This is a genomic window from Kribbella sp. NPDC004138, assembly GCF_053603655.1.
The window spans coordinates 50,602-69,923 of record NZ_JBSGFZ010000001.1 but is presented as its reverse complement, the minus strand read 5'-3'; the positions used below and the strand labels follow the sequence as shown (position 1 = coordinate 69,923).

The window sequence follows — 19,322 nt, the reverse complement described above, 5'->3', positions numbered from 1 at the left end:
AAAGGGTGGGATCCTGGTCAGCGTGGCAGGAGATTTGCTGGCATCCCACAACCGGGAGTACGACGTCGAGCCGCCGTACGACATCAGTGCGGCCGGTGATCTCCCCGTGGACCGGTTCTCCGACCGGGAGCTGAGCTGGCTGGCGTTCAACCAGCGGGTCCTGGAGCTCGCCGAGAACGACCGGATCCCGCTGCTCGAGCGGGCCAAGTTCCTCGCCATCTTCGCCAGCAACCTGGACGAGTTCTACATGGTCCGGGTGGCGGGCCTGAAGCGCCGCATCGCGGCCGGGGTCGCGGTGAAGGCGGCCAGCGGCCTGCTCCCCCGCGAGGTGCTCGACCGCAGCCTGGCGCGCAGCCGGGAGCTGATGGACCGGCACGCGGAGACCTGGCGGAAGTCGGTGCAGCCGGCGCTGACCGAGCAGGGCATCGACATCCTGCGCTGGGACGAGCTGGAGCAGGACGAGCGCGAGGACATGACGCGGTTCTTCCGGGAGCGCGTGTTCCCGGTGCTGACCCCGTTGGCGGTCGACCCGTCGCACCCGTTCCCGTACATCTCCGGCCTGAGCCTGAATCTCGCCGTCGTGGTCCGGAACCCCGACACCGGCGGGGAGCACTTCGCCCGGGTGAAGGTGCCGCCGCTGCTGCCGCGGTTCGTGAATGTCGCCGAGGGCCGCTTCGTGCCGCTCGAAGACGTGATCGCGACCCACCTCGGCCAGCTGTTCCCGGGCATGGAGGTGATCCAGCACCACACCTTCCGGGTGACCCGCAACGAGGACCTCGAGGTCGAGGAGGACGACGCGGAGAACCTGCTGGCCGCGCTCGAGAAGGAGCTGCTGCGCCGCCGGTTCGGCCCGCCGGTCCGGCTCGAGGTCGAGGAGTCGATCGACCCGCAGGTCAAGGCGCTGCTGCTGACCGAGCTGGGCGTCACCGAGGCGGAGGTGTTCGAGCTCCCCGGCCCGCTGGACCTGCGGGGCCTGTTCACGATCGCCGGCCTGGACCGTGCCGAGCTGAAGTACCCGGCGTTCGTGCCGTCGACGCATCCGCACCTGGCCGAGGTGGAGACCTCCAACCCGGCGGACATGTTCCACGCGCTCAAGCAGCGCGACGTGCTCGTCCACCACCCGTACGACTCGTTCTCCACGTCGGTGCAGCGCTTCATCGAGCAGGCCGCCGCGGACCCGCACGTGCTGGCCATCAAGCAGACGCTGTACCGGACCAGTGGTGACTCCCCGATCGTCGACGCCCTCATCGACGCCGCCGAGGCCGGCAAGCAGGTGCTGGTCCTGGTGGAGATCCAGGCGCGCTTCGACGAGCAGGCGAACATCAAGTGGGCCCGTCAGCTGGAGCACGCGGGCTGCCACGTGGTGTACGGCGTGATCGGCCTGAAGACGCACTGCAAGCTGTCGATGGTCGTCCGTGACGAGCCGGACGGCCTGCGCCGCTACGCGCACATCGGCACCGGCAACTACCACCCGAAGACGGCCAGGCTCTACGAGGACCTGGGCCTGCTGACCAGCGACAAGGTGGTCACCGAGGACGTCGCGCTGCTCTTCAACCACCTGTCCGGCTTCGGCCGCAGCGCCGGCTACCGGCGGATCCTGGTCGCTCCCCAGTCGGTACGCCGGGGGCTGGTCGAGCGGATCGACCGCGAGGTGCAACACCACCTGGCCGGGCGCCCTGCGCGGATCCGGATCAAGGTGAACAGCCTGGTCGACGAGGCCCTGTGCGACGCGCTGTACCGGGCGTCGCAGGCGGGTGTGCCGGTGGACCTGTGGATCCGGGGCATCTGCACGCTGCGTCCCGGCGTACCGGGTCTGTCGGAGAACATCCAGGTCCGCAGCATCCTCGGCCGCTTCCTCGAGCACAGCCGCGTGTTCCTGTTCGAGAACGGCGGCGAGCCGGAGGTCTGGATCGGCTCGGCCGACCTGATGCACCGCAACCTGGACCGCCGCGTCGAGGTGCTCGTGCAGCTGAAGCAGCAGGACCACGTGACCGAGCTAGGCGACCTGTTCGACCAGGCCCTGGACGACGGCACCGGCTCCTGGTGGCTGCAGGCCGACGACACCTGGCAGCCCCGGCTGAGCGGGCCGGACGGTGAGCCGCTGCGGGACCTGCAAGAGCGGCTGATCGCGACCCGTGGCCGGCGCCGGACCTCCGACGGAATCAGTTAGTCGCGTCCTAGAGTGAAGACATGAGCAACCCGGCGACGGTTATCGCCGCGGGTGGTGTCGTGTGGCGGGAGCGCCGCGGCACCCGGCAGGTGCTGCTGGTGCACCGTCCCCGGTACGACGACTGGTCCCTCCCCAAAGGCAAGCTGAACGCCCATGAGCACGTACTGCTCGGTGCGCGGCGGGAGATCGAGGAGGAGACCGGGCTGCAGGTCGTCCTGGGCCCTCCGCTCGGCGTCCAGCGGTACCAGATCCGCAAGAACGGCGGGACCGCGCAGAAGCTCGTGCACTACTGGTCCGCCGAGCCGGTCAGTGACAGTGACTTCGAGCCGAACGACGAGGTGGACCAGATCAGCTGGCTGCCCGTGGACAAGGCCCGCGCGAAGCTGAGCTACCCGCGCGACGTGGACATCCTGGACGTGCTGGACCGGGTGGTACCCGTCGTCGCCACGGTGATCGTGGTGCGGCACGCGGAGGCGCTGAAGCGGAAGGACTGGGACTACAAGGACTCGCTTCGCCCGCTCTCCACCTCAGGTACGGCGGTTGCGCAGCGGCTGACCGGCGTACTGGCAGCGCTCGGCGTGAACCGGATCATCAGCAGCGACGCGGAGCGGTGTGTCGCGACGGTCACGCCGTACGGCGCTCTCATCGACCGGCACATCCATCTGTGGCCGCAGATCTCCGAGCGCGGGTACAACACCGACCCGGACGAGATGCACGGTCTGTCCGAGCGGGTGTGGAAACCGGGCAAGGTGACGGCCATCTGCTCGCACCGGCCGGTTTTGCCCGCACTCGCGCGGGAACTGGGCCTGAAAGTGGGCAAGTTCTCCACCGGCGCGTTCCTGGCCGCGCACCGGCTGGCGGACGGCACTGTGATCCACGAACGCTTCAGCGCGCCGTAAGAGTTGGGCGCGACACGGCTCGGTGACGATCCAGGCACAGCCGAAGGGGCTATCGGGTGACACTGGAGGTGACGGGTATGTTCCTACCCGAGGAACCGGCTCCCCACCGGGCGCCGGTCTGAGGAGAGGTTCGGGGCGCACCATGACGATGATGCGAGAACTGACACTGATCGGGATCCGGATGGAATCGCCCAACCGGGCCCCGGTGATGATGCTGCGCGAGACCGAGGGCTACCGCTACCTGCCGATCTCGATCGGCTCGGTCGAAGCGACCGCGATCGCGTACGAGGAGCAGGGCCTGCGTCCGTCGCGTCCGCTCACCCACGACCTGATGCGCGACCTGATCGAGGCCTTCGGCGTCCAGATCGACGCGGTCGAGATCGTCGAGCTGCGCGATGCTGTGTTCTATGCCGAGCTCGTGCTCGCCAACGGCGCCCGGGTCTCGGCCCGCCCGAGTGACTCGGTGGCGCTCGCGGTCCGGCTGGGGACCCCGATCCGCTGCACCGAGGAGGTGCTGCGCGAGGCCGGCGTCGCCACCCCCGAGGAGGAGCAGGCCGAGTTGGAGCGTTTCCGCCAGTTCCTGGACGGCGTCGCGCCGGAGGACTTCTCCAGCTGACAGTCCGGACCACGAGCAGTCGATCGTTCACCTTGACGGTGCGCTGAGAGTTACCGGAATGTGAGCCGTACGCCGTTGATCTCCACGGAGAGTGACGGCTCTTAACTCAGTTCACCTGATGGCCGCCTGGCGGCACGCCAACCGTCGCACACGCTACCGGAACCGTTCACCGCTCGTTCACCAGCGACGGACCGGTCGGTCACCTGGTCTCCCTACCGTCTGTGGAAGTTCAGAAGTCTGATTCCCGCAGAAGGGCAACACTCTCGTGTCCGTCAATCGCCTGTTCCGCGTCGGCTCCGTCGCCGTGGCGTCCCTCGGCGTCCTCGCACTGAGCGCCTGTGGCAGCGACCCCGAGCCGTCGGGTTCGTCGACCCCCGATTCCGCGTCGTCGTCGGCCGGTGCCGAATGCCCGAAGGGCACGCTGAACGCTGAGGGTTCCTCGGCGCAGAAGAACGCCATCGAGGAAGTCATCAGCAAGTACAACGAGAAGTGCGCCGACGTCACGGTGAACTACAACCCGACCGGTTCCGGCGCGGGTATCAAGCAGTTCAACGCGAGCCAGGTCGACTTCGCGGGTTCGGACTCGGCCCTCAAGACCGAGGGCAAGGACGGCGCCGAGTCGGAGGCCGCGCAGGCCGCGAAGCGGTGCCAGGGCAACCCGGCGGTGAACCTGCCGATGGTGATCGGCCCGATCGCGATCGCCTACAACGTCGACGGCCTGTCCAAGCTGGTCCTCGACGGCCCGACCGCGGCGAAGATCTTCCAGGGCTCGATCAAGACCTGGAACGACCCGGCGATCGCCAAGCTGAACGCGGGCGTCTCGTTGCCGTCGGCACCGATCTCGGTGTTCTTCCGCTCCGACGAGTCCGGCACCACGGAGAACTTCACCAAGTACCTGAAGGCGGCCGGTGGCGGCGCCTGGACCGGTGAGCCGGCCAAGAAGTGGACCGGCACCGGCGCCGGCAAGGAGAAGTCGGCCGGTGTCGCCGAGGGCGTGAAGAGCACGAAGAACTCGATCACCTACGTCGAGTGGTCGTACGCGGTCGACAACAAGCTGGGCGTCGCCTCGATCGACAACGGTTCCGGCACCCCGGTGGACCTGTCCGCCGAGTCCGCCGGCAAGGCGCTGGCCGCCGCGAAGCCGGCCGGCACCGGGTCGGACCTGGCCCTGAAGCTGGACTACGCGACCAAGGCCCCGGGTGCGTACCCGATCATCCTGGTCACCTACGAGATCGCCTGCACCAAGGGTCTCCCGGCCGAGAAGACCGCGCTGGTGAAGAGCTTCCTGAGCTACTTCGTCAGCAAGGACGGCCAGTCGTCGCTGACCGAGCTGAACTACGCGCCGCTGCCGGCCGAGATCCAGACCAAGGTCGACGCCGCGATCCAGGCGATCAGCTGATCGCGGAGCGGTCCTGATGCGAGCCCCGGCCGGTCCGAGTCATCGGAGGACGGCCGGGGCTCGTACCCATGCAGGCCTCGTTTCGAACCAGACGTGACACATCACGACTCAGGCGCTTGGAGCACCAACGATGAGTAGTCCAGACGGCACGGCACCGCCCGACCGGCCGGACGGCACGGCCGATCAAGAAGCACCCCGGATCGAGGATCTGGTCCAGGAAGACGCCGGCCCGGCCCCGCAGTTCGGCGGTCTGGCGTCCGAACACGCCGACCACGAGGCGGCGCAGGAGCCCGCCGAGGTGATGACCGAGTCCGGAGTCGAGCGCGCCGGGACGGCGACCGCCCCGGACCCTGACGGCAAACTCGAACTCGGTGCGGTCGGGCACCTCGGCGACCGGCTGTTCGGCGGGCTCGCCCGCGGGTCCGGCGGCCTGGTGGTCCTGATCGTCGCGTTCGTCGGCATCTTCCTGCTGGCGCTGGCGATTCCGGCGCTGGCCGATGACAAGAGCAACTTCCTGTTCTCGCGGATCTGGGAGCCGGGCGGCGACGACCCGCGGTTCGGCATCGCCGCGCTCTTCTACACCACCGTGGTCAGCTCGATCATCGCGATGATCATCGCGGTCCCGATCGCGATCGGCGTCGCGCTGTTCGTCACGTACTACGCCCCGAAGCGGCTGGCGGCCCCGGTGGCGCACGCGGTCGACCTGCTGGCCGCCGTACCGTCGATCGTCTATGGCCTGTGGGGCATCCTGTTCTTCGCCCCGATCCTGCGGCCGGTGATCGACGGCATCTCGACGGCGCTCGGCTGGATCCCGCTGTTCGACAAGCCGCCGGGCGACAACGTCGGCGTGGTCTTCACCGCGTCCGTCGTGCTGGCGATCATGATCCTGCCGGTGGTCACCGCGATCAGCCGGGAGATCTTCGCGCAGACGCCGATCTCGCACCGCGAGGGCGCGCTGGCGCTCGGCGCGACGCGCTGGGAAATGATCCGGCTGTCGGTCCTGCCGTACGGGCGCTCTGGCGTGGTCAGCGCCTCGATGCTCGGTCTCGGGCGGGCGCTCGGTGAAACCGTCGCGGTCCTGATCATCCTGTCGGTGCCCAACGGCAACGACCCGTGGAACTCGTCGATCTTCGCCGGCGGCGAGACGTTCGCGTCGAAGATCGCCAACAACGCCGCCGAGTTCGACTCGCCGGAGAAGACCGGGGCGTACATCGCGGCCGGCCTGGTCCTGTTCGTGGTCACGTTCCTGGTCAACTCCGCGGCCCGGATCATCGTCGACCGCAGCACCCCGGGCGCCAAGCGTCCCCGCCGCAACCGCCGCGCGGGAGCGGCCGAAGGAGCGTCCGCATGACCGCGATCGCCGAGAACAAGCCCGCTTACGACGGTAAGGTCCTGGACCTGACCGGTAAGTCGGGCGCCCGCGCGTTCAAGAACACGCTGGCCACCGTGCTGATCGTGCTGGCCTTCGTTGTCGCGATGATCCCGCTGCTGTGGATCCTCTTCACCGTGATCAGCAAGGGCTACCACTTGTTGCTGAGCGCCGACTGGTGGAGCCAGTCGCAGCGCGGCATCACCGTACGCCGGGAGGGCGGCGGCGCGTACCACGCGATCATGGGCACGCTGATCATGGCCCTGATCACCGCGGTGATCGCGGTCCCGATCGCGATCCTCGGCGCCGTCTACCTGGTCGAGTACGGCAAGGGCACCCGGGCCGCGAAGGTCGTCAGCTTCATGATCGACATCCTCACCGGTGTCCCGTCGATCGTCGCCGCGCTGTTCGTCTACGCGGTCTGGATCACCGTGTTCGGCTTCAACCGCGTCGGTTTCGCGGTGTCGCTGTCGCTGGTGCTGCTGATGCTGCCGGTCGTCCTGCGGTCCACCGAGGAGATGCTGAAGCTCGTCCCGGACGAGTTGCGCGAGGCGTCGTACGCGCTCGGCGTACCGAAGTGGAAGACGATCCTGAAGGTGGTCGTGCCGACCGCGTTCGGCGGCATCGTCACCGGCGTGATGCTCGGTCTGGCCCGCGTGATGGGCGAGACCGCGCCGCTGCTGATCCTGGTCGGCTACTCGAAGAACATCAACCTGAACCCGTTCGACGGGTTCATGGGCGCGCTGCCGACGATGATCAACCAGGACCGCACCGAGTTGGCCCTGCAGCCGGCCGCGGACCGGGTCTGGGCGGCGGCCCTGACGCTCATCCTGCTGGTCCTGGTCCTCAACCTGCTGGCCCGGCTGGTCGCCCGGTTCAGCACCATCAAGTCGAAATAGTCACGAGAGGTTCTGAGTCGATATGGCGAAGCGCATCGAGGTCAGCGGCCTCAACGTCTACTACGGCGACTTCAAGGCCGTGGAGGACGTGTCGATGACGGTCGAGCCCCGCTCGGTCACCGCGTTCATCGGCCCGTCCGGCTGCGGCAAGTCCACGTTCCTGCGCACCTTGAACCGGATGCACGAGGTGATCCCCGGCGCCCGCGTCGAGGGCAAGGTGATGCTGGACCAGCAGGACCTGTACGGGTCCGGTGTCGACCCGGTCGCGGTCCGGCGGGTGGTCGGCATGGTGTTCCAGCGGCCGAACCCGTTCCCGACGATGTCGATCTTCGACAACGTCGCGTCCGGCCTGAAGCTCAACGGCGTCAAGGACAAGAAGAAGCTCACCGAGGTCGTCGAGCAGTCCTTGCAGGGCGCCAACCTGTGGACCGAGGTGAAGGACCGCCTCGACAAGCCCGGCGCGGGCCTGTCTGGTGGCCAGCAGCAACGACTCTGCATCGCCCGGGCGATCGCGGTCGAGCCCGAGGTGATCCTGATGGACGAGCCGTGCTCGGCCCTGGACCCGATCTCCACGCTGGCGATCGAGGACCTGATCGAGAAGCTCAAGGACCGTTTCACCGTCGTCATCGTGACGCACAACATGCAGCAGGCGGCCCGGGTCTCGGACCAGACGGCGTTCTTCAATCTGGCCGCGACCGGAAAACCCGGCCGGCTGATCGAGATGGCGCCGACCAAGCAGATCTTCTCCAACCCGTCCGAGAAGGCGACCGAAGACTACATCACCGGCCGCTTCGGCTAGGCCGTCAGGCAAGTTATCCACAGCTGCGGGCCGGCGATTCGCCGGTCCGCAGCTGTGTTTGGTGTCAATTGGTGCAACTGTCCACAGATCGGGCGTTTCGCGCTTGCCGTGCCCACCAGAGTGGCCCTTCGACCGCTAGCCTTTGCCCAGTAAACACGGGTGAACTGTGACGAAAGGACCATCGTGAGCGACCAGAACGTACCCCCGGGCACCGGACCGGAGGACGGCCGGGGCCAGGGACCGGGCGCGCCCGGTGGGCAGCCGTCCTATGGACAGGGCGCCCAAGGCCCAGGGCAGAACCCGTATGGCAACCCCGGTGCGACGCCTCCGGGCCAGCCGGGTCAGCCTGGTTACGGTGCTCCGGGGCAGTACGGCCAGCAGCCGGGTCAGGGCGGTCAGCAGCCCGGTTACGGCCAGCCCGGTCAGGGCGGCCAGCCTGGATACGGCCAGCCGCAGTATGCCCAGCAGCCGGGTCAGCCCGGTTACGGCCAGCCGCAGTACGGTCAGCAGCCTGGCTACGGTCAGCCCGGCGGCTACCCGCAGGGCCCTGACTACGGTCAGGTCGCCCAGGCCCAGAGCGGTCTCGTGCAGATCCCGGGCATGGGCACTGTCAAGGTGGCGACCATCGGTTCGCGTGCACTCGCGCGCATCATCGACAGCGTCATCCTGTATGCGATCGTCGGTATCCTGTACTTCCTCTTCATCGGCGGTACGGCGGCGGCGACCAACGACGGCACGGTGTCCGACGGCGAGACCGCCGGCATCCTCGGCGGGTTCTTCGCCTTCCTCGGCATCTCGGTCCTGATCACGGTGCTGTACGAGCTGCTGCTCACCGCGTTCAAGGGCCAGACGGTCGGCAAGATGGTCATGGGCATCAAGGTCGTCCGCTCGGCCGACGGCCAGGTCCCCGGCTTCGGCCCGGCGTTCATGCGTTGGCTGCTGCCGATGATCGGCTCGTTCCTGTGCTACGTCGGCGCGCTGCTGGTGTACCTGTCGCCGCTGTTCGACAGCTCCGGGCGGGTGCAGGGCTGGCACGACAAGGCCGCGAACACGCTGGTGATCGGGCTTCGCTAGTCGGTAGACGGTCTGGGGAGGGGTTGTGCTGAATCCGTTCGAGCAGGACTGGTGGGATGCGTGGAACCTGTGGAACGCATTGGGCCAGGGTGTTCAGCTACAACCTCTCCCGCCGCCGGTGCCCCTGGAGCCCGGTGAGTATGCACATGCCGTCGAACCTTGCGAGGTGCAACGGTTCGACGGTATCCGGCTGGCCTTCGGGAGCTCCCACGGCAACGCGTCGGCTGCCCAGTGGCGCACCATCGACAACGGTACGGCGGTCCTCACGCGGCACCGCGTCCTGCTGCTGAACCGCATGGGCCAGCAGGTCTTCGGGCTGGCGGCCGTGACCCGGATGTGGACCGAGCACGACGGGACCGTGCTCGCCTACGGGGACACGCAGTACAAGCTGCGGGTGCCGCGGCCGGTCTGGTTCGACGTGATGCTGAACCACGTCGCCTTCAACCGGCGGATCGACCTCGTCGTACCACCCTTCGTGCAGGCCGGCTGGCATCGCGCCGGCCTGATCTGAGCTGCGTTCAGAAGTTCAGAAGTTCCGCAGGACGCCGAAGAGCAGCAAGGCGCCCAGAGCAACCTTCGTCAGGACCGAGACTGCCCGCGGGCTGAGCCGAGGCCTCGGCAGGCTGAGCCAGCCGGTGCGGGCCAGCGACCACGCCAGGACTTCGTAGCCGATGGCAACACCGATGAGTGGGCCGAGCACGAGGACGGCGGCGTTGAAGTGCCAGGCGGCGTTCAGGTCGCCTTCGAGGAGTGCCGCGGCCATTCTGGTCGCGCCGCAGAACGGGCAGTCGAGGCCCGTCAACGTGTGCAGCGGGCACGGAACGCCGAGGCCTGTCAGCCGGTAGATCCCGGCCAGTGCGAAGCCGCCGATCCCGACCCCGGCCAAGCCCCAGACACGACGATCGACAGGCTTCATCGGCCCGGGTCGGCGAAGCGTCGCGGCGAAAGTCACCCACCAACGGTAACCCCAGCCAAGGCGAGCCAGGTCGGGAAGGTGCCGCGATACTGTGTCCCCGATCGACCGAGGGACGGAATCCGATGAGCGCACCGACGCCGCCCGACGACAACCGGCCGCAGGACCAGCCGTACGGGACCCCGCCGCCAGGCTACGGGCAGCAGCCGGCCTACCCGTACCCCCAGCCGCACCCTCAGCAGCAGCCGTACGGGCAGTCGCCGTACGCGCCGGGCTACGGCCAGCCGCCGTACGGTGCCTACGGCTACGGGTACGGCGCTCCCACGCCGCCGCTGGCCGAGTGGGGTCCACGGGTCGCGGCGTCGCTCCTCGACAGTCTGATCTCGATGGTGCCGCTGCTGCTCGGGTTCGGTGTGCTGATCGCGAACGTCGCCGCGCGGGAGGACAACCCGTACCCGGAGGACAATCCGCAGTGGTGGGCGATCATCCTGTTCTTCCTCGGCTTCGTCGCGAGCATCGCGCTGAGCCTGTGGAACCGCGTCTTCCGGCAGGGCCGGACCGGTCAGAGCGTGGGCAAGACGGCTCTGAGCATCCGGCTGATCGACGCGGCGACCAGCGAGCCGATCGGCGCCGGCCGGTCCTTCCTCCGCGACTTCCTCGCCGGTCTGTTCAACAACGCCTGTTTCCTGAACGTGCTGTGGCCGCTGTGGGACGACCAACGGCAGACCTGGCACGACAAGGTCATCAACACCTACGTGATCAAGACGTCAGTGTGACCGCAGCAGACCTGCACAGGTCACTGCCCACAGGACGCTGGAGAACGTGCCGATGATGAACCGCTCCGCGACGGCTTGCGGGGTCACGGACGCGGGCTGATCAGGGCTGCGCAGCTCCGGGTACCTGGCTAGTCCCTTGATCGCCAGCACGATCGCGATGCCTTCCGGCCAGCCGGACACCAGCGCCGCGTAGATGGCCGTTCGCTCGAGTGCACCGATCAATGCGCCGCCCCGCAGTACCTCACCGGCTTTCTGCGTCGACTGGGCGCGAGTGTTGCCTCGGTCGGCCAGCGCCATGACAGAGGTCGTCAGCGGCCCACCACCTGTCACTGCCAGCGCTCCGGCCAGTAGGAGCAGCACGTTCCACCAGCGCTCGGCCCAGCCGGCCACACCGTCCCCGGCGAGCAGCAGTACGCCGACAGCGACCAGACAGGCCAGCATGACTGCGCTGAGGGCGATCTCGAGAGTGGAACCGGACTTGGGGACCCATGCCAGGACAGCGAGCACCAGTGCGGCAGCGGTCAACGACAGGACCAGAGCCGTCACGCAGCGACCCCGCCGGCCAGCAGGTCCGCGGCCAGCACCCGGCCGCGCTGTTCCTCCGCGAATCCCGCAGCCTGGGCGCGTTGGGTCACCGCCGACTGGCTGATTCCGAGTTTCACGCCGATCTCCCGCCTCGTCAGTCCCTCGCCCAACAGGTCCGCCACTGCCCAGCCGCGGTCGCTCCGGCGCCGCAGGACGGACGCCATCAACCACAGCACCGTCTCCACGTGCTCGGCCATGCGCGAGTCCGCACCGACCACGTTCACGTGGTGCGGACTGGACTTCGCCCGCGTCACCGCCTCGCGCGCGAACACGTACGCCTCGCCGCTGCCGGCGCGGGTGCTGCGCGGCAACGGCTCGGTGACCCCGCCGATGCCGAGTCCGACGTACCAACTGTCCGCCCGGAGCAGGTCGACGATCACGTCGATGGTCGCGCGGGCCTCGGACAGCACGCCCTGCACCTCGTCGCCGGCGGTCCGCTCGAACTTGCGCAGCAGCCCGGTCCGCCGCGGCCGGCGGTTCAGGGAGTTCAGTAGCTCGGGTACGAGATCGCTCGTGCTTCGGCTGCCGCGCTGATCTACCGTGAGAACGAAGACCATCGCCCTGCACCTCCTTCCGAACGGGTTAAGGCTACAGTCTTATTCACGTAGAGTGAAGGGCAAAACCTGAATCGCTTCAGCCCGTCACTCACCGTATCCGGCCCGGAGTGCGGCGCACGCCGGGCCGGACGGCGCACCGACTCAGTCCGTGATCGGCAGGTAGAGCTTCTGGTCGGCGGACTTGAAGGTCTCCGACATCTCCGCGAAGCCGGCCTCGATCGCCTCGGCCGACGTCAGGCCGCGTTCCTCGGCGTACGCACGGATGTCGGCGGTGATCCGCATCGAGCAGAACTTCGGCCCGCACATCGAGCAGAAGTGCGCGGTCTTCGCAGGCTCGGCCGGCAACGTCTCGTCATGGAACGACCGGGCCGTGTCCGGATCCAGCGAGAGGTTGAACTGGTCCTCCCAGCGGAACTCGAACCTTGCCTTGGACAACGTGTCGTCCCAGGCCTGCGCGCCCGGATGCCCCTTGGCCAGGTCGGCCGCGTGGGCGGCGATCTTGTACGTGATCACGCCGGTCTTGACGTCGTCGCGATCCGGCAACCCCAGGTGCTCCTTGGGCGTGACGTAGCAGAGCATCGCCGTCCCCAGCCAGCCGATCTGCGCCGCGCCGATCGCGGACGTGATGTGGTCGTACGCCGGCGCCACATCCGTTGCCAGCGGCCCCAGAGTGTAGAACGGGGCCTCCCCGCACAGCTCCTCCTCGAGCCGGACGTTCTCGGCGATCTTGTGCATCGGGACATGCCCCGGTCCCTCGATCATGACCTGGACGTCGTGCTCCCAGGCGACCTTCGTCAGCTCGCCCAGCGTGCGAAGCTCCGCGAACTGGGCCTCGTCGTTGGCGTCCGCGATCGATCCCGGCCGCAACCCGTCGCCGAGCGAGAACGTCACGTCGTACTCGCGGAGGATCTCGCAGAGCTCCTCGAAGTGCGTGTACAGGAAGGACTCCTGGTGGTGGGCCAGGCACCACGCGGCCATGATCGACCCGCCGCGCGACACGATCCCGGTGATCCGCCGCGCGGTCAGCGGGACGTACCGCAGCAGGACGCCGGCGTGCACGGTCATGTAGTCCACACCCTGCTCGCACTGCTCGATCACCGTGTCGCGGTACACCTCCCACGACAGCGCGGCCGGATCGCCCTTGACCTTCTCCAGCGCCTGGTACAGCGGCACTGTGCCGATCGGGACGGGCGAGTTCCGCAGGATCCACTCCCGCGTCTCGTGGATGTTCTTGCCGGTCGACAGGTCCATCACCGTGTCGGCGCCCCACCGGGTCGCCCAGACCAGCTTATCGACCTCTTCCTCGATCGAGCTGCTCACGGCGGAGTTGCCGATGTTCGCGTTCACCTTCACCAGGAACTTCTTCCCGATGATCATCGGCTCGCTCTCCGGGTGCCGCCGGTTCGCCGGGATCACCGCCCGCCCGCGCGCCACCTCCGCCCGGACGAACTCCGGGTCGAGCCCTTCCCGCAGTGCGACGTACCTCATTTCCTCGGTGATCACACCGGCCCGCGCGTGCCCGAGCTGGGTCCGCGGCTCCCGCCCGGCGATCCAGTCGCGCCGCAGCGCGGGCAGACCGGCCTGGACGTCGATCCCGGCGGACGCGTCGGTGTACGGACCGGACGTGTCGTAGAGGTCGAAGTGCTCGCCGTTCGTCAGATGCACGCGGCGCGCCGGTACCCCGAGCTCGCCGCGATAGATCTTCTCCGAGCCCGAGATCGGGCCCGTGGTGACGGCCGGACGGATCGTGCTGACATTCACCATGCTGCTGCTCCCTACGCCGGAATTACCCGGACAGGTTCGGCGGTCGGCGGCGCCGGCGAATCAAGCCAGCCGCCCTCTCAGCCCACTACGGTGCGAGCTCCCGCGGTATCGAGTTGTCACGGACACCCTAGACGAACCATGTAACGTCGAGGGATGCGCGACCTCGTCTATCCGCCTGTCATCGCCTTCGCGAAGACCGCGTTCACGGTGCTGGACCTCCAGATCCGCCGCACCGGGACCGAGCACGTCCCGCGCACCGGCGGAGCCCTGATCGCGATGAACCACATCAGCTACGTCGACTTCATCCTCGGCGGGTACGGCGCGCTGCCGGCCAGGCGGCTGGTGCGCTTCATGGCCAAGGAGGTGCTGTTCCGCAACCGGTACTCCGGCCCGCTGATGCGCGGCATGCACCACATCCCGGTGGACCGCGAGGCCGGCGCCGCGTCGTACGAGCAGGCGATCCGCTACCTGAACGCCGGCGAGCTGGTCGGTGTGTTCCCGGAGGCGACGATCAGCCGGTCGTTCGAGCTCAAGGAGTTCAAGTCCGGCGCGGTCCGGATGGCCGCGGAGGCCGGCGTACCGGTGCTGCCGATGATCCTGTGGGGCACGCAGCGGATGTTCACCAAGGACCACCCGCGAGACTTCAGCCGGCACCGGCCGATCTCGATCAGCATCGGCGCGCCGATCACAGTGACCCGCGACGACGATCCGACCGAGGCGACCGCCCAGCTGCGCTCCACGATGGCCGGAATGCTCGACGAGACGATCCGGACGTACCCGGAGCAGCCACCCGGCGCCTGGTGGCTGCCCGCCGCGTACGGCGGCAGCGCGCCAACCCCCGCCGAGGCCGCCCGCCTGGACCAGGAAGAACTCGCCCGCCGCGCCCTGAAGAAGAAGTAGACCTCAGCCACTCCGGTCGAAGAGGGTGCCGGGCACCAGGCGCAGGAACGGGTGAGGGCTGGGCGAGCCGTGGGTGAAAGCGTCGGCGGGAGGGTCCTGCCAGCTCGAGGCCAGGGTCAGGAGTGCGTCGGTTCGGAGGTTCACGGCCTTTCGCTGGGTGCCGTTGATCGAGTACGACGGCGGTGCCGGGCGTGCCGGCGAGGTCTGCGTACGGCAGGGCGTCCGGCGACGGATCGTCGTACCCGTTCCGGAAACCGGCCAGCCAGGTCTCGAGGCCGGCCGTGGCAGTGCGGAACCTGATCCAGCGGTGGTTGTCCCAGCCGTTGGCGAGGACGAAGCGGGTGACGAGTTTCTTCGCGCCCGCCTCACCACGCTCGACCAGGTCGGTCACCACCGTGTCCTTCATCGTCAGGTTCAGGCCGCCTTCGTCGTGATCGTGGTAGATCGTGACGATCCGGTCGCGGTAGCCGGGCATCACCAGCTGCGCCTCGTCCACCCAGCCGCGCGCGGTGTCCAGGATCGACCGGCCGAACAGCGCGACCAGGCCGAGCCCACGTCCGTCCCACCGGGTCCAGCGCCGGTTCAGCCTCCCTGGTTGACGACCGGCAGCCGCGTGTTCTCGGCCTGGTCCTTCAGGTCCTTCGGCACGCCTGGCGGGAACAGAGCCAGGTCGACCGCGAAGGTCGGCCGGGCCGGCAGCGGCGAGTCGAAGAAGTGCACCGGCAGGTTGCTCGCGATGCCGCCGTCGGAGAACCAGTTGACCTCGAAGTCGGGCGCGGGTACGGCGGGCAGCGCCTGCTCCGGCCCGGCCTGCGGGTTCGCGTCCCGCCAGTCCGCCACTGCGGCACTGACCTTGCTGTACGCCGGGTGCGTGAAGTCGATCGCGTACAGCGGCACAGCCGAGATCAGGAACGGGAAGCTGAGGCTCATCCGGGTCGCGACGATCACCGGCAGATCCGCAGCGAGCGGGAACGGCCGCTTCGGTGCGGCCTGCAACCGGCGCAACTCGCCGGCCCACTGCTTGGCCGGCTGCGGGGACAACGGCGGCGGGTGCTCGCACATCCAGTCCACGACCTCGGCCGGGAACAGCTCCTTGAACTCGCCGGGGTCGAAGAAGTACTCGCGTTCCGGCCAGGGCATCCGCATCGGCTGGTGCCGGGTCAGGTTGGTGGTCATCATCCGCAGCTCGACACCGGCCGCGCTCAGCTGCCCGAAGGTGACCGGATCCGCGTCCCCGGCCCGGCCGGCGAAGTCCTGCAATTTGCCGTGCAGCCAACGGGTCAGCGGCTCCGCCCCGCCCTCGGACCTGCCCGCCATCCCGTTGCACAGCCCGAAGTTGTTGTCCGGCACGTTCTTCGCGACGCTCCGGAGTACGCCGGCCGTGACGGCCACGACGACACCGACGACGGCTAGCAGCGCACCGGCGATCACCGCGGCCCAGGCCGCCACGCCCTGACCGAGGATCCCGAGGACGAGCAAGACGACGCCGGGCACAGCGCCGGCCAGCGCCCACAGGGCGAAGGCGGACAGCGCGGCGCGAACGATGCGCGCTACCCGGCCACTGCCAGAGGTGCCGAGTCCGGCCGTGAAGACCTTGTACAACGACGCCGTACCGCGCTGTGGCTGGAACAGGCGGAACAGCAACGAGGCGCCTCCCGGGCGGTGGGCCATCAGATCGTCGGGCAGTCGTTCGAGCTTTCCGAACCCGCCGGCGTCGCGGCCCAGTTCTGCCGCCGCCGCGGCCGCCGCAGCGATGGCGCCCGCCGACGATCCCCCGACGGACGCCAGCTTGTAGTGCCGGGCCAGTTCGCAGACCGCGCTCGGATAGATCACCCCGCTGGTGATCCCGCCTTTCATCAGTACGTCGCAGCTCCGCGGCGGCGCGGGTACGTAGGTCGTCATGTCATCCCCCGAACAGTCGTGCGAAGTAGGCCTTGATCACCTGGTGCGTCATCGCGACGTACTCGTCGTCGTCGGTGAACGTCTCTGCGACGCGCGATCCGGCCGTTCGATCGGGAACCGGTTGCCCTTGGCCCGGATACGGTCCGCACGAGCCGGCAGCAGGTTCTCCCAGGTGTAGGACATCGCGACGGTCGACCGGAGGACCTCCGGCACAGCAGGTCGTTCGAGTCTGATCACGACACATCACCCCCAGGGCCCGCGGGCCCACCCCACCTCTCATCATGCACCCGCCGGGCACTGACAGCACAGGCGTCAAACGTTTACGTGAGCACGGCACCGGCTACCGGACGAGAGCTTGACCCTCGGGCCGGAACGAGGGTACGAAGGGCTGTCGTTTGACAGAGCAGGAACCTGGGGGGTCCCTGTGCAGCGGGTCCGCGTCGGTGGGTCCGTGGACACGAGCGGGCGGGGAAGGTTTTGTTCGATACACCCGAAGAGCTGCATCTGTTCGATCCGGGAGCGCTGACACCGGCGCCGCACGTGGCCGAGCACATCCCGGACGCCGGGGCGTTCTTCGTCGACTGGGCGGTGCGGGGGCTGTCCGCCGACCGCGCCCGGGAGATCGAGTCCGCGGTGAACGGCCGGCGCAGCCAGAACGGCTGGTTCCCACTCGAGACGCTGGACAACATCGGCCGCAAGGGCTTCTGGCGGGGCCCGCTGACCTATCTGGCCCGGATGACGGGCGACGACTCGCGGATCCTGCAGCAGTGGGCCACGGACCACCTCGACAGCGACCAGGCGACCCGGATCGAGGCGACCGTCGACCACCTGCTCCACCAGCAGGGCCACGCGGCCGCGGCGACCTGGGCCGTCGCCGTACGGCCGCGCACGTTCCTGGACGCCGAAGTGCTCGGCGACCGCCTCTTGGCCGCATGGGAGTACAACCTCGGCTCCATCCGCTCCAAGGACGTGGCCAAGGCCGTACGCCGCTGGAACCGCTAGCTGCGCGGGGGCCTGGGACCTTACTCGAGGATCAGGTGGGCCAGACCGTAGACGGCGGCCGCGACGATGCCGGCGGCCGGGATGGTCAGGACCCAGGCGGTGACGATGCCCTTGGCGACGCCCCAGCGGACGGCGGACAGGCGCTTGGTGGCGCCGGCGCCCATCACCGCGGAGGTGATCGTGTGGGTGGTGGAGACCGGCGCGTGCAGTCCGATCGCCATCACGTACAGAACGCCTGCGGCGATGGATTCGGAGGCGAACCCGCGGGCCGGGTCCAGGTGGATGATCCGGCGGCCGAGGGTTCGCATGATCCGCCAGCCGCCGGAGTACGTGCCGAGTGAGATGGCCGTCGCGGCCGAGATCTTCACCCACAGCGGGATGCCGTCGCCCTGCTGCACGTGCCCCGTGGTGAGCAGCGCGAGGAAGATCACGCCCATCGTCTTCTGCGCGTCCTGCAGACCGTGCCCGAGCGCCATCGCGGCGGCGGACAGCGACTGCGACATCCGGAAGCCGCGGGTGGTCTTGCCCGGGTTGCGGTGCCGGAACAGCCAGAGGATCGCGAGCATCAGCAGGAAGGCGCCGGTGAAGCCGATGGCCGGCGACAGCACCATCGGGATCACGACCTTGTCGAGGATGCCGGACCACAGCACCGTGCTGGCCGAGGCCAGGCCGGCCCCGACCAGGCCGCCGATCAGCGCATGCGACGAGGAGCTCGGCAGACCGAAGTACCAGGTGATCAGGTTCCAGGTGATGGCGCCGACCAGGGCTGCGATCACGACCACCAGGCCGTGGGTCCCGGACGGTGCGGTGATGATGCCCTTGCCGACCGTCTCGGCCACCTCGGTGCCGGCCAGCGCGCCCAGGAAGTTGCACGCGGCAGCCATCAGCAGCGCCACCCGCGGCGTCAGCGCCCGGGTGGACACCGAGGTCGCGATCGCGTTGGCGGCGTCGTGGAAACCGTTGGTGTAGTCGAACGACAGCGCGATGACGACGACGGCGATGACGAGCGCGAGCTCCACGCTCAGCTCTCCTTGACCGCGATCTGCTCGACCGTGTTGGCGACGTGCTCGAAGGCGTCGATCGCGGCCTCCAGCAGGTCGACCACGGTCTTCAGCTTCATCACCGTCAGCGCCTCGTACTCACCGCTGAACAGCTTGGCGATCAGCCGCCGGTGGACCGCGTCGCCGGTGTTCTCCAGCCGGTTGATCTCGATCCAGTACTCGGCCAGGTCCTTCATGGTCCGCAGCCGCGGCATGGTCTCGGCGGTCAGCTGCGCGGCCCGCTGGAGCACCTCGATCTGCTCGGCGATCTCCTCGGGCAGCTTCTCCAGGTTGAAGAGGTGGATGGTGTCGACCGCCTCCTCCATGAAGTCCATGACGTCGTCGAGGTCGGAGGCCAGCCGGTAGATGTCCTCCCGGTCGAACGGCGTGACGAAGGTCGAGTTCACCCGGCGGATGATCGAGTGGGTGGTCTCGTCGGCCGCGTGTTCGGCGTCCTTCATCTGGGCGGCGATCTGATGACTCGCGGAGAGCCCGGTCCCCGCCGTACTGCCGAGCAGCTCCGCCAGGATCCTGGATCCTTCGACCAGGTGATTGGCAGACTCGGTGAAAAGGTCGTAGAACGTCGGGTCGTTCGGACGCAGACGTAACGGCACTTCAAGCTCCGGATGAACGAGGGACAAACCGTGAACATGCTAGG

Annotated in this window: 20 protein-coding genes; 12 read left to right on the top strand and 8 right to left on the bottom strand. The window is 68.5% G+C overall.

Going from position 1 to position 19,322, the window contains the following annotated elements:
- Positions 1–82 precede the first annotated feature (82 nt).
- From ACWEOO_RS00315 to ACWEOO_RS00275, 9 genes are all read left to right on the top strand, one after another.
- Entirely contained in the window at positions 83–2,170 is a 2,088-nt protein-coding gene (locus ACWEOO_RS00315; protein WP_359934411.1) for an RNA degradosome polyphosphate kinase, read from the top strand.
- A gap of 20 nt (positions 2,171–2,190) precedes the next feature.
- Complete coding sequence (locus ACWEOO_RS00310; protein WP_452141072.1) at positions 2,191–3,069, top strand: NUDIX hydrolase; 879 nt, start codon at positions 2,191–2,193, stop codon at positions 3,067–3,069.
- 142 nt (positions 3,070–3,211) lie between these two features.
- Positions 3,212–3,685, top strand: coding sequence for a bifunctional nuclease family protein (locus tag ACWEOO_RS00305; RefSeq protein ID WP_452141071.1), 474 nt, complete (start codon positions 3,212–3,214; stop codon positions 3,683–3,685).
- Between the two features lie 265 nt (positions 3,686–3,950).
- The gene (gene pstS / locus ACWEOO_RS00300) at positions 3,951–5,084 is read left to right on the top strand and encodes a phosphate ABC transporter substrate-binding protein PstS (RefSeq protein ID WP_452141070.1); all 1,134 of its coding nucleotides are present in this window, start codon (positions 3,951–3,953) and stop codon (positions 5,082–5,084) included.
- Between the two features lie 130 nt (positions 5,085–5,214).
- Positions 5,215–6,435, top strand: coding sequence for a phosphate ABC transporter permease subunit PstC (gene pstC, locus ACWEOO_RS00295; RefSeq protein WP_359934332.1), 1,221 nt, complete (start codon positions 5,215–5,217; stop codon positions 6,433–6,435).
- On the top strand, positions 6,432–7,352 hold the full coding sequence (gene pstA, locus ACWEOO_RS00290; RefSeq protein WP_452141069.1) for a phosphate ABC transporter permease PstA: 921 nt from the start codon (positions 6,432–6,434) through the stop codon (positions 7,350–7,352). The genes pstC and pstA overlap by 4 nt, the downstream gene beginning before the upstream one ends.
- A gap of 22 nt (positions 7,353–7,374) precedes the next feature.
- The gene (gene pstB, locus ACWEOO_RS00285) at positions 7,375–8,151 is read left to right on the top strand and encodes a phosphate ABC transporter ATP-binding protein PstB (protein WP_452141068.1); all 777 of its coding nucleotides are present in this window, start codon (positions 7,375–7,377) and stop codon (positions 8,149–8,151) included.
- Between the two features lie 183 nt (positions 8,152–8,334).
- A complete protein-coding gene (locus tag ACWEOO_RS00280; RefSeq protein WP_359934337.1) occupies positions 8,335–9,225 on the top strand; it encodes an RDD family protein in 891 nt (296 codons plus the stop codon).
- Between the two features lie 166 nt (positions 9,226–9,391).
- On the top strand, positions 9,392–9,736 hold the full coding sequence (locus ACWEOO_RS00275) for a hypothetical protein (RefSeq protein WP_359934339.1): 345 nt from the start codon (positions 9,392–9,394) through the stop codon (positions 9,734–9,736).
- A gap of 15 nt (positions 9,737–9,751) precedes the next feature.
- Here ACWEOO_RS00275 and ACWEOO_RS00270 read toward each other — a convergent pair whose 3' ends face one another.
- The gene (locus tag ACWEOO_RS00270) at positions 9,752–10,177 is read right to left on the bottom strand and encodes a DUF2752 domain-containing protein (protein WP_452141067.1); all 426 of its coding nucleotides are present in this window, start codon (positions 10,175–10,177) and stop codon (positions 9,752–9,754) included.
- 86 nt (positions 10,178–10,263) lie between these two features.
- On the opposite strand from ACWEOO_RS00270, the gene ACWEOO_RS00265 reads away from it, so the two are divergent.
- The gene (locus tag ACWEOO_RS00265) at positions 10,264–10,914 is read left to right on the top strand and encodes an RDD family protein (protein WP_452141066.1); all 651 of its coding nucleotides are present in this window, start codon (positions 10,264–10,266) and stop codon (positions 10,912–10,914) included.
- Here ACWEOO_RS00265 and ACWEOO_RS00260 read toward each other — a convergent pair.
- The 3 genes from ACWEOO_RS00260 to thiC form a co-directional block, all read right to left on the bottom strand.
- Positions 10,906–11,460, bottom strand: a complete 555-nt coding sequence (locus tag ACWEOO_RS00260) for a hypothetical protein (RefSeq protein WP_359934345.1) — start codon at positions 11,458–11,460, stop codon at positions 10,906–10,908. The two genes, ACWEOO_RS00265 and ACWEOO_RS00260, sit on opposite strands and share 9 nt — an antisense overlap.
- Positions 11,457–12,056 (bottom strand): transposase, encoded by a 600-nt coding sequence (locus ACWEOO_RS00255; protein WP_452141065.1) that lies wholly within the window; start codon positions 12,054–12,056, stop codon positions 11,457–11,459. The genes ACWEOO_RS00260 and ACWEOO_RS00255 overlap by 4 nt, the downstream gene beginning before the upstream one ends.
- A gap of 141 nt (positions 12,057–12,197) precedes the next feature.
- On the bottom strand, positions 12,198–13,820 hold the full coding sequence (gene thiC / locus ACWEOO_RS00250) for a phosphomethylpyrimidine synthase ThiC (RefSeq protein ID WP_452141064.1): 1,623 nt from the start codon (positions 13,818–13,820) through the stop codon (positions 12,198–12,200).
- A gap of 153 nt (positions 13,821–13,973) precedes the next feature.
- Between thiC and ACWEOO_RS00245 the strand changes: the two genes are divergently transcribed.
- On the top strand, positions 13,974–14,720 hold the full coding sequence (locus ACWEOO_RS00245; RefSeq protein ID WP_452141063.1) for a lysophospholipid acyltransferase family protein: 747 nt from the start codon (positions 13,974–13,976) through the stop codon (positions 14,718–14,720).
- A gap of 582 nt (positions 14,721–15,302) precedes the next feature.
- Here ACWEOO_RS00245 and ACWEOO_RS00240 read toward each other — a convergent pair.
- Positions 15,303–16,622 carry a hypothetical protein gene (locus ACWEOO_RS00240; protein WP_452141062.1) on the bottom strand — a complete coding sequence of 440 codons (1,320 nt, stop codon included), beginning with the start codon at positions 16,620–16,622 and terminating at the stop codon, positions 15,303–15,305.
- Between the two features lie 48 nt (positions 16,623–16,670).
- Positions 16,671–16,859, bottom strand: coding sequence for a hypothetical protein (locus tag ACWEOO_RS00235; RefSeq protein ID WP_452141061.1), 189 nt, complete (start codon positions 16,857–16,859; stop codon positions 16,671–16,673).
- Positions 16,860–17,099: 240 nt separating this feature from the next.
- On the opposite strand from ACWEOO_RS00235, the gene ACWEOO_RS00230 reads away from it, so the two are divergent.
- The gene (locus ACWEOO_RS00230; RefSeq protein ID WP_363710018.1) at positions 17,100–17,624 is read left to right on the top strand and encodes a hypothetical protein; all 525 of its coding nucleotides are present in this window, start codon (positions 17,100–17,102) and stop codon (positions 17,622–17,624) included.
- A gap of 20 nt (positions 17,625–17,644) precedes the next feature.
- Here the strand turns inward: ACWEOO_RS00230 and ACWEOO_RS00225 are convergent, their stop codons facing one another.
- Positions 17,645–18,643 (bottom strand): anion permease, encoded by a 999-nt coding sequence (locus ACWEOO_RS00225; protein ID WP_452141060.1) that lies wholly within the window; start codon positions 18,641–18,643, stop codon positions 17,645–17,647.
- A gap of 2 nt (positions 18,644–18,645) precedes the next feature.
- Entirely contained in the window at positions 18,646–19,278 is a 633-nt protein-coding gene (locus tag ACWEOO_RS00220; RefSeq protein WP_131460665.1) for a DUF47 domain-containing protein, read from the bottom strand.
- Positions 19,279–19,322 lie beyond the last annotated feature (44 nt).

What these genes read in the sequence shown, in the direction of transcription:
- thiC (WP_452141064.1), bottom strand. Translation starts at nt 13,820, where the DNA reads ATGGTGAATGTCAGCACGATCCGTCCGGCCGTCACCACGGGCCCGATC.
- ACWEOO_RS00245 (WP_452141063.1), top strand. Translation starts at nt 13,974, where the DNA reads ATGCGCGACCTCGTCTATCCGCCTGTCATCGCCTTCGCGAAGACCGCG.
- ACWEOO_RS00255 (WP_452141065.1), bottom strand. Translation starts at nt 12,056, where the DNA reads ATGGTCTTCGTTCTCACGGTAGATCAGCGCGGCAGCCGAAGCACGAGC.
- ACWEOO_RS00240 (WP_452141062.1), bottom strand. Translation starts at nt 16,622, where the DNA reads ATGACGACCTACGTACCCGCGCCGCCGCGGAGCTGCGACGTACTGATG.
- ACWEOO_RS00265 (WP_452141066.1), top strand. Translation starts at nt 10,264, where the DNA reads ATGAGCGCACCGACGCCGCCCGACGACAACCGGCCGCAGGACCAGCCG.
- ACWEOO_RS00310 (WP_452141072.1), top strand. Translation starts at nt 2,191, where the DNA reads ATGAGCAACCCGGCGACGGTTATCGCCGCGGGTGGTGTCGTGTGGCGG.
- ACWEOO_RS00305 (WP_452141071.1), top strand. Translation starts at nt 3,212, where the DNA reads ATGACGATGATGCGAGAACTGACACTGATCGGGATCCGGATGGAATCG.
- pstB (WP_452141068.1), top strand. Translation starts at nt 7,375, where the DNA reads ATGGCGAAGCGCATCGAGGTCAGCGGCCTCAACGTCTACTACGGCGAC.
- pstC (WP_359934332.1), top strand. Translation starts at nt 5,215, where the DNA reads ATGAGTAGTCCAGACGGCACGGCACCGCCCGACCGGCCGGACGGCACG.
- pstA (WP_452141069.1), top strand. Translation starts at nt 6,432, where the DNA reads ATGACCGCGATCGCCGAGAACAAGCCCGCTTACGACGGTAAGGTCCTG.